11 protein-coding genes are annotated in these 13,232 nt (G+C 35.1%); 2 read left to right on the top strand and 9 right to left on the bottom strand.

Annotated elements, in window-relative coordinates; translation table 11 throughout:
* The first annotated feature begins 2 nt into the window (after window positions 1-2).
* Window positions 3-443 carry a dCMP deaminase family protein gene (locus CGC49_RS08805; RefSeq protein WP_042007540.1) on the top strand — a complete coding sequence of 147 codons (441 nt, stop codon included), beginning with the start codon at window positions 3-5 and terminating at the stop codon, window positions 441-443.
* Here CGC49_RS08805 and CGC49_RS08800 read toward each other — a convergent pair.
* From CGC49_RS08800 to mgtE, 6 genes are all read right to left on the bottom strand, one after another.
* Window positions 440-1,831, bottom strand: coding sequence for a NupC/NupG family nucleoside CNT transporter (locus CGC49_RS08800; protein ID WP_095912416.1), 1,392 nt, complete (start codon window positions 1,829-1,831; stop codon window positions 440-442). The genes CGC49_RS08805 and CGC49_RS08800 overlap by 4 nt on opposite strands.
* Window positions 1,832-2,001: 170 nt before the next feature.
* The gene (locus CGC49_RS08795; protein ID WP_095912415.1) at window positions 2,002-2,610 is read right to left on the bottom strand and encodes a bifunctional nuclease family protein; all 609 of its coding nucleotides are present in this window, start codon (window positions 2,608-2,610) and stop codon (window positions 2,002-2,004) included.
* Window positions 2,611-2,900: 290 nt separating this feature from the next.
* Window positions 2,901-4,751, bottom strand: a complete 1,851-nt coding sequence (locus CGC49_RS08790; protein WP_095912414.1) for a glycoside hydrolase family 13 protein — start codon at window positions 4,749-4,751, stop codon at window positions 2,901-2,903.
* A gap of 140 nt (window positions 4,752-4,891) precedes the next feature.
* Window positions 4,892-5,749: a DMT family transporter gene (locus CGC49_RS08785; protein ID WP_095912413.1), complete on the bottom strand. Its 858-nt coding sequence runs from the start codon at window positions 5,747-5,749 to the stop codon at window positions 4,892-4,894.
* Between the two features lie 128 nt (window positions 5,750-5,877).
* On the bottom strand, window positions 5,878-6,180 hold the full coding sequence (locus CGC49_RS08780) for a DUF4286 family protein (protein ID WP_042005845.1): 303 nt from the start codon (window positions 6,178-6,180) through the stop codon (window positions 5,878-5,880).
* A gap of 111 nt (window positions 6,181-6,291) precedes the next feature.
* Window positions 6,292-7,647, bottom strand: coding sequence for a magnesium transporter (gene mgtE / locus CGC49_RS08775; RefSeq protein WP_042005838.1), 1,356 nt, complete (start codon window positions 7,645-7,647; stop codon window positions 6,292-6,294).
* A 526-nt stretch (window positions 7,648-8,173) separates the two neighbouring features.
* On the opposite strand from mgtE, the gene CGC49_RS08770 reads away from it, so the two are divergent.
* Window positions 8,174-10,114 carry a family 20 glycosylhydrolase gene (locus tag CGC49_RS08770; protein ID WP_095912412.1) on the top strand — a complete coding sequence of 647 codons (1,941 nt, stop codon included), beginning with the start codon at window positions 8,174-8,176 and terminating at the stop codon, window positions 10,112-10,114.
* 221 nt (window positions 10,115-10,335) lie between these two features.
* Here the strand turns inward: CGC49_RS08770 and CGC49_RS08765 are convergent, their stop codons facing one another.
* The 3 genes from CGC49_RS08765 to CGC49_RS08755 are packed head-to-tail and all read right to left on the bottom strand — an operon-like array spanning window position 10,336 to window position 12,951.
* A complete protein-coding gene (locus CGC49_RS08765; protein ID WP_095912411.1) occupies window positions 10,336-11,439 on the bottom strand; it encodes a 6-bladed beta-propeller in 1,104 nt (367 codons plus the stop codon).
* Window positions 11,417-11,833: a hypothetical protein gene (locus CGC49_RS08760; RefSeq protein ID WP_095912410.1), complete on the bottom strand. Its 417-nt coding sequence runs from the start codon at window positions 11,831-11,833 to the stop codon at window positions 11,417-11,419. The genes CGC49_RS08765 and CGC49_RS08760 overlap by 23 nt, the downstream gene beginning before the upstream one ends.
* Window positions 11,815-12,951 carry a DUF4221 family protein gene (locus CGC49_RS08755; protein ID WP_095912409.1) on the bottom strand — a complete coding sequence of 379 codons (1,137 nt, stop codon included), beginning with the start codon at window positions 12,949-12,951 and terminating at the stop codon, window positions 11,815-11,817. The genes CGC49_RS08760 and CGC49_RS08755 overlap by 19 nt, the downstream gene beginning before the upstream one ends.
* Window positions 12,952-13,232 lie beyond the last annotated feature (281 nt).

The raw sequence follows: 13,232 nt of genomic DNA, 5'->3' as shown, positions 1-13,232 counted from the left end.
TTATGAACATATTGAATACCAAACAAATACGTTACGACAAAGCCTATATGCGAATGGCTATGGAATGGGCTAAATTATCACACTGTAAGCGTAAGCAAGTGGGGGCAATCATCGTTAAAGATCGAATGATTATCTCCGATGGTTATAACGGCACTCCAACAGGATTTGATAATTGTTGTGAAGACAACAATGGAGATACGAAATGGTATGTACTTCATGCTGAAGCTAATGCAATTATGAAAGTTGCGGCTTCAACCCAATCGTCAGAAGGGGCAACACTTTACATTACCATGTCGCCTTGCAAAGAATGCAGTAAACTCATCCACCAATCGGGGATTAAACGAGTTGTCTACAAAGAACTTTACAAAGATGATGAGGGAATTGATTTCCTCAAAAAGGCAGGTGTAGAATTGGTACATCTATCGGAAACCGAAGATGTTTAACCTACAATCATCCCTGCAATGGTTGCCGACAAAAGAGACGCTAACGAACCACCTAAAACGGCTTTCAATCCAAATTCTGACAATGTTTTCCGCTGTGTAGGAGCCAACGAGCCTATGCCTCCTATTTGTATGCCGATTGATGCAAAATTAGCGAATCCACAAAGCATATAGGTTGCGATGATAATGGATTTGTCGTACATTAAATGTGAAGCAGAAGCCACGTTCTTTAAATCTGCTAACTGCGTATATGCCACAAACTCAGACGATGCCAATTTAACACCTAACAATTGTCCCATTAGCATCATGTCCTCTTTAGCTACTCCAATGAGCCACATCAGAGGTGAAAATAGCACTCCAAGAATCATTTCCAATGACAGAGACTTGTAGGAAGTATTCTCACTAATGATTGTATTAAGCGAAGTAATATCGCCAATCCAACCGAAAATGTAGTTTATCATCGCAATGAAAGCTACAAAAACAAGTAGCATAGCTCCTACGTTGGCAGCTAATTTTAATCCCTCGGTAGTTCCGTTAGCGATAGCATCCAATACGTTTGAACCTACATTTTCTACCGATACTTTGGATTCATTTGAAAAATTCTCAGTTTGCGGATACAATATTTTTGAAATAACAATGGCTCCTGGTGCTGCCATCACAGATGCCGCTAGCAGATGCTTCGCAAATATCAATCGCAACTGAGGATCGTCTCCTCCTAAAAATCCGATATAAGCAGCTAAAACACCTCCTGCAACAGTTGCCATACCGCCAATCATGACCAATAGCACCTCTGATTTTGTCATTTTTTGTAAATATGCTTTAATCATTAGGGGAGCTTCTGTTTGTCCTAAAAAGATATTTCCTGCTACCGATAAACTCTCAGCTCCTGAAATTCCTAAGAATTTGGATAGCACCCATGCCATTCCTCGCACAACAATCTGAATAACACCCAAATAGAAGAGAAGCGAAGTTAGTGCAGAGAAGAAAATTATGGTAGGTAGAATTTGAAATATGAAGATAAACCCGTAAGTGGACGCGTCTAATAATCCACCAAGAAGAAATTCACTTCCCACTTTAGTAAAGTCTAAAATAAGAACAAACACCCCTCCGATTTTCTCGAAAATCGCTTGGACAAAATCAACTTTCAACACACCAACAGCCAGAGATAATTGCAAGGCGAGTCCAATTCCAACAGTTTTCCAATTGATTTTCTTTCGGTTACTACTAAACAAATAGGCTATAGCCAATAAAACCACCATTCCAAGAACTCCTCGCCATAAACTCTCAAAGGTAAATCCTTGGCTTGGAATTGTTTGTGACATAACTTCTGAACTTTGAGCCTTTCCTATCCATGGGAAAAGAAAAAGAAAAAGAATTAGTATCGTTCTCATACGTATATTTTTATTATTCTACATTAGTCAAGTTTTTCAAAATTCGCTTTAATGAGTTTTCGTAGACTTTGTAACAATCGTATTGCCCCAACATATGATTATAATCATTAAAATAGTGATAAAAACTCATTTTACGCCATTCTTATTTAATAAGTGCTTCTATTTTTGTGTTAATCATCTGTTTCTCTTCGAGTTATCTCATCACGCAACTCTGCCGCTAATTCATAATCCTCACTCTCAATACATTCCTCAAGCATTCTCTTTAACTCACTCATTGAATATCGTTTGAAACGAGCTCTTTTCTCTTGTATTTTTTCATCATCCTCAATGTTAAGAGTCGGAGATTGAGGTTGTGGTTCATTGGGTTCAGGAATGTAAATTCCTGCCTTCTGTAATATAAAACGGTGTGTAAAAATAGGTGCATTGAATCGTAAAGCTAATGCAATGGCGTCACTGGTACGAGCATCAATAATATGCTCCTCTCCATCTCGTTCGCAAACCATATTGGAGTAAAAAATACCGTTTTCTAATCGATTAATAACTACTTTAGTAATATTTACATTGAATTTTTTGGCGAAAATCTTAAATAAGTCATGCGTCAACGGGCGTGGAGGAACCACATTTCGTTCTAATTCCAATGCAATTGCCTGAGCCTCAAAAGCACCGATGACGATAGGCAATTTCAAATCGGACTCTAACTCATGTAGGATCAAAACAAAAGCCTCGTTTTGGGAATGACTATATGAAATTCTCTTGATGTAAAGTCTAACAAAATCCATACGTAAATTAAAAAAATGATTCGAGGTGTAAAAGTAATACAAAAAACACAATTTCGGAAAGTTTTTTCACAAAAAAGAGAAGGAAAATTAAATAATTTTTACTAAGTGTGGCTTTTTGATTTACTTAATCATTTGGATATCTGCATAATCGAAATAGTAAAGTCAGTTATTGTTTCAGAAGTAAATAACCTCTGCATAAGAAACTGCATCGTATCCTTGAAGTTTTTAATAAACAAAAATCAATCGACTACTTTACTCGTAATCGATTGATTTTTAAATGTTATATAAATTTACTGCAGTTCAATCACCATTGCTGTTTTTCCTGCTATTTGTAAGTCCTTTTGCAATGTAATATTTTTGCCTGAGATAATATCTTTTCCTCCATAGAACCCTTTTAGACTTTCATCAAAACGATTTAAATCAAGCATTTGCGTTTCTTTATTTTGGTTAATAATTACCATAACCGATTCAGTTTCTGTGTATCGGAAATAAACGTACACTTCATCCTGAGGCAGATATTGTTTAGTTTTTCCGTAGTGGATCACAGGTTTTGTTTTTCGCCAATTGAATAATTTGGACGTAAAATCAAAATATTGTTTCTGTTCTTCAGTTCGTTGAGCTGGTGTAAATGCATTTTGTTTATCATCAGCCCAACCTCCTGGGAAATCCTGACGTATGTAAGCATCTCCTTTACTTTTATCACCTCGCATTCCAATTTCGCTTCCATAATAGAGTTGAGGGATGCCTCGAGCTGTAGCTAAAAGAGTCATTATCAATTGGTAATCTTTTACATCTTGATAGATTTCATTAATACGTGATGTATCGTGATTTTCAGCAAAAATCAATAAATTATTAATATCCTTATACAAAAAATCGTTTACAAAGTTATCATAAATCTGTATCATTCCTTTATCCCACGAAGGAGTCGCGCGAAAAGCCTCTCCAATAGCGTCGTGCAACGTAAAATCCATAACAGATGGCAAATACGTATTATAACTTTGAATGGCACTGATAGGGCTATCTTTTTGCCAGTACGATATTTGTGCTTGATCGTGTAGCCATACTTCTCCTACAATATTAAAATTAGGATATTCATCCATAATAGCTTTCGTCCACCGAGCAATTGGTTCTTTATCGTTGTAGGAATAAGTATCCACTCGAAGTCCATCCAAATCGGCATATTCTATCCACCATATTGCATTTTGTATTAAATAATTCAACACCAAGGGGTTACTCTGATTTAAATCAGGCATTGATTTTACAAACCAACCACTGACACAATATTTTTTATCAAATTCAGAAGTATTTACGTCCATTTGTGTACTCATGCGGTAGTTACTTTGAGCATAACCTGGGAACTGATGAATCCAATCATACGTAGGTAAATCATCAATCATCCAATGTTTCCAACCCCAATGATTGGTTACGTAATCTTTGATAAGTTTCATTCCGCGTTTGTGCATTTCCGAAGCAAGTCGCTTGTAGTCTTCATTAGTCCCGTAACGTGCATCTATTTGGTACACATCACTTTGTCCGTAGGTGTGATAAGAATAAGTTTCATCGTTGTCCTCGCACATTGGTGTACTCCATATGGCAGTAGCTCCCAAGTATTTAATATAATCCAAATGATTTATAATCCCCTGAATATCACCTCCGTGTCTTCCCCCTGGGAGTTTTCTATCGGCCTTTTCATTGAGTTTCGGATTAGAATCATTTTGCGGATTACCATTAGCAAATCGGTCGGGCATCAGTAAATAAATGACATCCGAACTATCGAACCCTTTTCGCAATGCGGAATCTTCGCGACGTTTTTTAAGTTCGTAATTGAATGTAGTTATTTTTCTTTTTGAATTAAGCAATGTGATTTTGTAATTACCCTCGGGTTTATTCTTAGTATCGACAGTAACAAAAATATAGTTTAGGTTCTCTGTTTTGGTAACATTCACTATCGGCAATTCACTTTCGACTGAAAATTGTCCGATGTTCTTACCGTAAAGCATTATTTGTAATTCACTATGGTGCATATCTGCCCACCAAAACGGAGGTTCAACTTTCTGAATCTGAGCAAAGATGGGTAAGCTAAATAGAAACAGTAACGCTCCGAAACGTTTTCTGATAAAAGATGCTGTGTTATTTTTCATTATCAATGTATTTTTAAAATTTGTGAGGCTAATTTACAAATTACAGAACCGAAATACAAACATCTCACGTCTGAATGGGTTTAAGAAAAGGTTGTAGTAAGAAAATAATAACAAAGTTTAAATCTTTTTAACAAGACGAATTATCTCCGATTTTTAATAATTCCGTTCAAAATAATTGAAAGAATCATCACTCCCGATGCAACGTAAAATATCGGATTCATGTTTTCCGATTCGCCAAAAATGAAATAGGCAAGAATAATTCCATACACAGGCTCTAAATTGACGGCTAAAATAAGCGTGAATGGAGAAATATGTCGCATCAACCGAATGGACTCAAACATTGGATAAGCGGTAAAAACACTGGCTAACAACAAGGTCCACCAGAAATCATTTACAGAAATATGCGAAACTCCTTCCAAATCTCCCGAGAAAAGGTAGTAGATGGTAAGCATGAAAAAACCTCCGAAAATTTCATAAGTAATGATGTTTGCTGAAGAGGTTTTCCCATGTACACGACCATTAAAAACACTGAATACAGCTCCAAAAATAGCACATAAAATACCATAGATAATCCCTTCCTTATAGCGCATTTCCGTTTTGAAAATGAGCAACATACAAGTAGTAATTACAATTCCCAAAACAATTTCAGTCCAATCAATACGCCTACGAAATACTAATGGCTCAATGAAAGCTGCAAACAAAGTAGCTGTAGAAATACATGACAGCGTAATTGACACATTCGACACTTTGATAGATTGAAAAAAAAGCAACCAGTGGATAGCCATCAGGCTTCCGATACCAATAAGTCGTACAGCCAAACTTCGTTCAATAAAAATACTTTGCTTTTGGAACACAGCAACAAATCCTATCAAAATTATCGAAGTAAAAAACATCCTGTACCAAACCAAATGGTAGGCATCCAAACCAATAAGTTTTCCTAAAACTGCGGTAAATCCCCAAAGGAAAACAATAAAATGTAAACGTAATTGTGGAGGCATTGCTTTACAGACAGAGATCTAATTGTCGCAAAAATAGAAAATATCTTTATTTTACAACATAAAAAGCACTCTTTATACTATTGTATTTACTGAATGTTATTTGCTTTTTATCAACTAAATGAACCTTGTCATAAAAAAATTTCCTTTAATTCCGTACCAAACATCAGTGCTTTTTCTCCAAAAAGATTATGACTAAGCACTTGAAAATGAGGGATATCTTTTGTAATGAAATCCAACAAATCCTGGGGATGTTGAGTTTCGTGATGTAACGCAAAAGTTACATCCGATGGAGTGTTTAATACTTTAAAAATTCGAGTATTATTGATTTTTTTTGAAGCTTCTACTTTTGGGATATAATCGGTTTTGAGCCAATTGAACCACAACTCAAAAATTTCATTACTAACTACTACGGTTAAATTATAAACGTACATATAGAAAAACATTTTACGATACGGAAAAATCATTCACATGAACAAAAAACACGTAACTTACTAAATATGAAAACATAAAATACAAGAAAATTCGTAACTTTCACTTTCTAACTAAAATCCTAACACTATCTTTGCAATTGAAAAATAGATTAGAATTCCTAAAACATCGTTACTAGTGGTGATAAAAGGTCCTGTAGCCACTGCAGGGTCGATACCTCGTTTATGTAGAAAAATCGGGATAAAAGTACCGATAATAGCTGCATTCACAATCACGGTAACTAACGCAACGGCAACAGTAGTGCTTACCATATAATCAGCTTCGAAAAGAAAATGGCTCACCAAAATCACAATAGCCGCAATAGCCAGTCCGTTGATGAGTCCCAACATGAATTCTTTTAACAATCGTCCCCAGAGTTGACTATCAATGGAGTTATTGGCCAACCCTTGCACGATAATAGCAGAGGATTGCACCCCCACATTTCCAGCTGTAGCTTGTATTAAAGGGATGAAAATCAATAATATAGGAAAATTATTCATCGCATCCTGAAATCCGTTAATGATACTAGCAGCCCCCAATCCGCCAAACATTCCAATCAATAGCCATGGTAGACGGGCTTTGGTAAGTTTCCAAATACTGTCATCGGCTTCAACATCGTGGGTAATCCCTGCAGCTAATTGGTAATCTTTTTCGGCTTCCTCTTTGATAACATCGACCACATCATCAATGGTGATACGCCCGACCAAGCGTTTCATCTCATCCACTACAGGAATCGCCTCTAAGTCATACTTCGACATAATGTGAGCCACGTCCTCAGCACTGTCTGTAACATAGACGTAATCCACCTTTGGTATATAGATATCCTTCACATTGGAACGTGTGGAAGTTGTGAGCAAATCTTTGAGTGATAAACGTCCTTTCAAAACATCATTATCATCTACCACATAAATTGAATGTACTCGTTTGACAAACTCAGCCTGTTCACGCATCTCTTTTACACATTTGAGTACATTCCAATTTTCGTTTACTTTCACTAACTCCTTTGCCATCAACCCCCCTGCGGTATCTTCGTCGTATCGTAATAAATCAACGATATCTTTGGCGTGTTCCACATCTTCGATGTAAGAAATAATCTCAGTTTTTCGCTCTTCGGGAAGGTCTGAAATGATATCGGCAGCATCGTCGGTATCCAACTCAATCAACTCATCGGCAATTTCCTTGGCGGATAATTTTTCGAAAATTTTGTCACGGAACTCCTCATCTAATTCGGTGATGATGTCAGCAGTTTTATCCTTACCTATCAAACGAATGATATAAATCGCTTGATCAACATCGAGTTCATTAATAATTTCAGCAATGTCCGCATAGTGCATCTCTTCGAACAAAGAAATTAACTCTCGATTGCGTTTTTCTTCAATGAACATTTCAATTTGTTCAATGATTTCATCAGTAAGTTTAAATGTTGCCATAGTTTTCTGCTTTTATAAGAAATTTTTAATGCCCAATATGTTTAAAAAAATTAGAAATTAGTCATTTTACGCTAAAATCAATCTTTAAAAAACTAACTTTCAAAATTTCGACCTTTAGTGGACAGTAAAAACGCATAAAAAAATATATTGTAAAGAATACAATAAGATAAAAACAATCTTCAGAGAACAAAGTTGTAGTCGTATAACATACCAAATAATGATAGAATTACATCCTCTTGATTGTCAAAGCACAAAGATAGTAAAAAACAGAAAAAATCCTACGCAAAGCATAATTATCTTTATGAAGAATATGAACATCTATCGTTATACACTCACAACGAACTTACACATCATCTGTTTATCAACCATTTAATAAAGTATTCAAAACTCTTATAATCAAAAAAAATATTCTGAATGACTTTATGAGTGCAATCCAACTCCGTACATTTTCTTCATTTTTAGGTTTAACATTAGCTTTTTGTTTTTTTCTTCCGTACTTTTGCGATGAAACCAAAATTAATCTCTTATGAATAAAATATCTTCTTTCCTGATGATGATGTTATTGTCTTTAGTGGCGGTAGCACAAAACCAAAAACCCTTTGTAATCCCCGAACTTCGAGAATGGACGCAATCCGATGGTGCGTTTACTTTATCAGAAAAAACAACCCTTTCGGGGGATGAAAAATCAAGTGAAATCGTCAAAATTTTTGCTGATGATTTCGAAACAATGTTTGGCAAACAACTGAAAATAAAAAGTAACGACGCTAATATTCATTTCGAAATAAATCCATCCATATTGAATGATAAAGGCGAGGAAGCCTACAAAATAGAAATCGGACAAATAGTAAGAGTAAGTGCTAACTCTCCACAAGGACTTTTTTGGGCAACACGAACGCTATTGCAACTTACCGAGCAATCTGCTCAATTACCTTGCGGAACAATTGTTGATTATCCAGACTACCCGATGCGTGGATTTATGCTCGATGTAGGACGTAAGTTCTTCACCTTAGATTACCTAAAATCGGTAGTAAAAACAATGGCTTACTACAAGATGAACGTATTTCAAGTGCATTTGAACGATAACGGATTTAAGCAATTTTTCAATGATGATTGGAACAAAACCTATTCGGCATTCCGATTGGAAAGCTCCACCTTCCCTGGACTTGCCGCTAAAGATGGATATTACACCAAGGAGGAGTTTCGTCAATTCCAAATAGACGCTCTAAAACAAGGGGTTACTGTAATCCCTGAGATTGATGCTCCTGCTCATACCTTGGCATTTACGCACTATTTACCTGAAATAGGAAGCGATGAATACGGTAAAGACCACGTAGATCTGTTTCACCCCAAAACCTATGAATTCTTCGACAAATTGTTCAAAGAATATTTAGAAGGAGAAAAACCTGTATTTGTAAATCCTTTGGTGCATATTGGTACGGATGAATACAGTAATAAAGACCAAAAAGTAGTTGAAAAATTCCGTTATTTCACAGATTATTATATCAAATACGTAGAAAGTTTCGGCAAAAAAGTAGCTCTTTGGGGAGCTTTGACTCACGCAAAAGGAGAAACCCCTGTGAAAGTAGATGATGTTTTGATGCTTTGCTGGTACAACGGATACGCCGAACCACGTGATATGATAGCTTTGGGGTACGACGTGCTTAGCGTCCCTGATGGATGGCTGTACATTGTTCCTGCAGCAGGATATTACTATGATTATTTGAATATCAAAAACTTATATGAAAAATGGACTCCTGCCATGATTGGAAAAGAAGTATTTGAAGAAAAACATCCACGCATAAAAGGAGGTATGTTTGCCGTATGGAATGACCATGTGGGTAATGGTATCAGCCAGCAAGATGTTTACCACCGTTTATTCCCTGCTATGCAAACACTTTCAGTAAAAATGTGGGATGGCAAAAACACGACGGTTTCCTTTGAGGAATTCGACCAAAAACGTCACTTACTGAGCGAAGCTCCTGCTACAAATTTACTTGCACGACCTGCAAAATCCAAAAAAGGAGTAGTTTTCGAGGTGAAAAAACCAAAGCAGAACAAAAATCTAAACCAATCCCTAACGGATATAGGCTATGACTATCGTGTGAGTTTCGACATCTTAGTAAAAGAAAATCCAAAAAACACTCCTCTGTTCACGTCTGATCATGCTACTTTCTATTTGAGAGACAAAGACGGAAAAATAGGATTTAGCCGTGATGGATATGACTACCAGTTCAATTACACTCTGCCAATCAATGGTTTACAAAAAGTAAGCATCGAAGGAACCAACAAAAGCACTTCACTTTTTGTGAACGGAAAATTAGTGCAAACTCTTGGAATCATCCCGCATAAGGACGATGCTCATCTAAAAGAAAAAGCACGAAAATGGATACAAACCTTAGTCTTTCCTCTCAAAAAACTTAACAAATTCAATGGAAAAATTCAGAATTTGAAGGTAGAATACTTGTAGAAATAATTAAAAGTGACACGGGATTCAACAAATTAGTAACAAAACCACAGTACAAACTTAGATATTTACACTGTGGTTTTATCACTAAATTTTCCGACAACTGAATATACAAAAAGCACTTCATCGAAGTTCTTAATACTTTGATAAAGTGCTTTTTATGTAGTTTACTTGGATAATAAATTACCGTTTAATTTGTATATAACATTTACGAATATGAGCCTTTACTCTGAAAAACTTTTCTCAAATGTTTTTAGATCAGTAACCACAATTATCGGATTTTCTTCGTTATCTACATTCAATTTTTCTTGCTCACCTTCCGAAACTACAAAGTAGAACATATCATTTTCAAAATATCGAATCCAGCCTCTTACTTCCTCTCCGTTCACAGAGATTGGAACTCCAGGCAATTCATCAGGAGATGATATAGTGTTACGATATAAAAGCTTTTGATTTTTCACATTCCATATATCGTCATATTTTTTATTATCGTAATAATAGGAGAGAAATAAATAATCCCCCGCCAACGTAACAAAATCATTCCAAATGTATCGTTGTTTTTCATTTTTTCTACTGAGATCATATTGAATTTCATCAGGAATCTGTAAATTTCCTTTTTCTAAAAATATTTTAGGAAACATCCCCCCATTTTTACTTTGATAAATAATCGGGGCGTTGTAAAAAAAGATATTGTTTTTGCTTATTTGGAAACTTTTAATTACGTTAAAATCTTTTATATTAAATTTATCTTTCCTTTCAATTATAGAATCCTTAACATTCCAATTTTTATCATAAATGGTAAATTCAAAGTTCGAAAGCATATCGTTGTAAGCAATAAATCTATCCGAACTTAATTCAGTAAATGACCATAAATGAACGTTTTTCTTCTCTTCTATAAAATTCCCTGAAAAATCATATCTTTTAACAGATTTTCTGTGCAAATCATACACATGAGCTTCTTTTTTATCAAAATCGATCCAACTATACGTATTCTCAATATACTCCTCTGGGCCATTTCCCATACGTGAAATCTTTGATAAAAATTTCCCCTGCGTATCAAAAAAAATCAAACTATTTCCATTTCTAACAACAATATATTCATCGGTAACACCCTCAATATATGCACTTCGCAAAACTGATCTTTTCGTAAACTCCAGTGGAATCATTTGAGTAGCCTCCAAAGGCTTTATAGACAATTTTTCAACACCCATTGATTCCTTCAAATCAAGTACTGCCTCATATTCTGCTTGTTTCTCCGTATGACTTTCACAAGACACGAATATCACAAGAAAAAAATAACACAAATTAATTAAAAATCTCGTTCCCATCTTTGCTGTATTCTATAGATTCTATTTTTCCGTTTTTCAAAACAATCCTGTACGGATATATCTTCATTTCTTTAGCTGTTATCTTTATAAAATCATTACTTGTGTCAACATAAGAATTATCCAATGACAACTTAATTTTGTTTCTCAAATATTTCTCTGAAGACACTTGGGTAAATATAAAAAATACACTTTTATGATTTTCCTTTGTATAAAACTCTTCTGCTTCACTAATGCACCCTCCACAGCCTTGATTGGGTATAACATAAATGGTATGTACCTTATTCAAATCCAAATTAGGAATCTTCTCAAATTCCCTATAATAATTTGAATAATCAGAATCACAACTAACGAGTAAACAGAAAAACAAATAAAAAATTATTTTTCTATATTGCATAATTCATAGTTTTTGAAAATCAACACATCTTCGGAAGATTGAACAGGAACTTTAAGACCTTCTTGATCAACATAAATGGCATATCTATAATTACTTAGACATTTGCCTACAAAGGTTTCCCCTATAATTTTAAATGTCTTATCAAGAACAATTACAGATATTTCCTTAGACCATCCAACCATTCCTTCGTAAACGGTACCCTGCTCGGCTATACGATAGTACACCTCCCGAAATGGATCAAAAATAACCCTTGAATAACTCGGCGTTTCTGCAAAATGCCTCACTTTTGTTTCTGCATCAATCGGAAACATCTTGGGCGATTTCAGATATTTAATGGATTCGATAAACCTACTCCCTGCGTAAAACGACACTTCTTTTTCAAGATTATCTATGTCATATACGTATAGTGAATGCGAGGCTGGAAAACTGATGATGATTCTTCTTTCCTTAGAATTATAGTCGGCATATACCCAACGGAACAATCCTCCTCCGAAATTATGTTCATACTCTTTCGGATAAGCAACAAAGCAAGATAATTTCTGCGTTTCCAAGTCATATACTCCCATAACTCTTCTGTTTTCTTCATTTTCATCCGAATATTCTCCGCTGATGTTACCAAAGAAGTATACTTTGTTTTTATCTTCTATAATTGGGCTTGTTTTTGTTATGGGAAGAGGGAAATATTTTATAGTTTCCTTTATTTTTAAATCTTTCACAATTCCTCCCAACGAATCGACTTTAAAAAGCCTATTGCCGTTATAATCAACAGCCCATAAAAAACCTTCTTTACTTGAAAATGAATTTATATGGCGTTTGCGTACAGGAATCTTGTCATACAAAACGTCTTTTTTGTAACGATAGACCGTATCGGAAGCATAAAAGGAAAAGATTTGTTTCTCTAAATTATAGTCGAACGCCGTCATGATATGCGAAACTGATGAACCAAGAGGGTACACAACACTGTCCGTTGCTCTTAATTCAACAGTTTCGGTTATTTCACCCGATTTTATGTTTTTAATTTCCCCGTATTCACTTGTACAAGCGGTCATTACGAGTAAAACAAACACAAAACTAAAAAACGTAAAATGCCTATTGCAATACTTCTCCTTCTTCCTCATATTCTATATTTTCTTTATACAACCGGAGAACACCGAAGAATTCTCACAGAATAACTTGTCTCATCAGTTGTACAATCCCCCTTATATGTTACAAAGGTAAGCAAAAAAAAAAAAAACGAAATTTTAACACATTATTTCTTAAGAATACATTCACATTTTAGTCTATACACGTAAAAGGAATATCGAATTTTGTAACATTTTCCTCCATAAAATTATCTTTATGAATTGAGCACACCTTTTCCTTTAAAGGCGTTTCATAGAACGATTCTTCTGTGTACCGC

It is taken from the genome of Capnocytophaga sp. H4358, from assembly GCF_002302515.1.
GTDB classification, from domain to species: domain Bacteria; phylum Bacteroidota; class Bacteroidia; order Flavobacteriales; family Flavobacteriaceae; genus Capnocytophaga; species Capnocytophaga canis.
The sequence above is the reverse complement of the archived record's forward strand: the minus strand, read 5'-3'. Positions and strand labels throughout refer to the sequence as shown.

What these genes read in the sequence shown, in the direction of transcription:
- CGC49_RS08805 (WP_042007540.1), top strand. Translation starts at nt 3, where the DNA reads ATGAACATATTGAATACCAAACAAATACGTTACGACAAAGCCTATATG.
- CGC49_RS08800 (WP_095912416.1), bottom strand. Translation starts at nt 1,831, where the DNA reads ATGAGAACGATACTAATTCTTTTTCTTTTTCTTTTCCCATGGATAGGA.
- CGC49_RS08795 (WP_095912415.1), bottom strand. Translation starts at nt 2,610, where the DNA reads ATGGATTTTGTTAGACTTTACATCAAGAGAATTTCATATAGTCATTCC.
- CGC49_RS08790 (WP_095912414.1), bottom strand. Translation starts at nt 4,751, where the DNA reads ATGAAAAATAACACAGCATCTTTTATCAGAAAACGTTTCGGAGCGTTA.
- CGC49_RS08785 (WP_095912413.1), bottom strand. Translation starts at nt 5,749, where the DNA reads ATGCCTCCACAATTACGTTTACATTTTATTGTTTTCCTTTGGGGATTT.
- CGC49_RS08780 (WP_042005845.1), bottom strand. Translation starts at nt 6,180, where the DNA reads ATGTACGTTTATAATTTAACCGTAGTAGTTAGTAATGAAATTTTTGAG.
- mgtE (WP_042005838.1), bottom strand. Translation starts at nt 7,647, where the DNA reads ATGGCAACATTTAAACTTACTGATGAAATCATTGAACAAATTGAAATG.
- CGC49_RS08770 (WP_095912412.1), top strand. Translation starts at nt 8,174, where the DNA reads ATGAATAAAATATCTTCTTTCCTGATGATGATGTTATTGTCTTTAGTG.
- CGC49_RS08765 (WP_095912411.1), bottom strand. Translation starts at nt 11,439, where the DNA reads ATGGGAACGAGATTTTTAATTAATTTGTGTTATTTTTTTCTTGTGATA.
- CGC49_RS08760 (WP_095912410.1), bottom strand. Translation starts at nt 11,833, where the DNA reads ATGCAATATAGAAAAATAATTTTTTATTTGTTTTTCTGTTTACTCGTT.
- CGC49_RS08755 (WP_095912409.1), bottom strand. Translation starts at nt 12,951, where the DNA reads ATGAGGAAGAAGGAGAAGTATTGCAATAGGCATTTTACGTTTTTTAGT.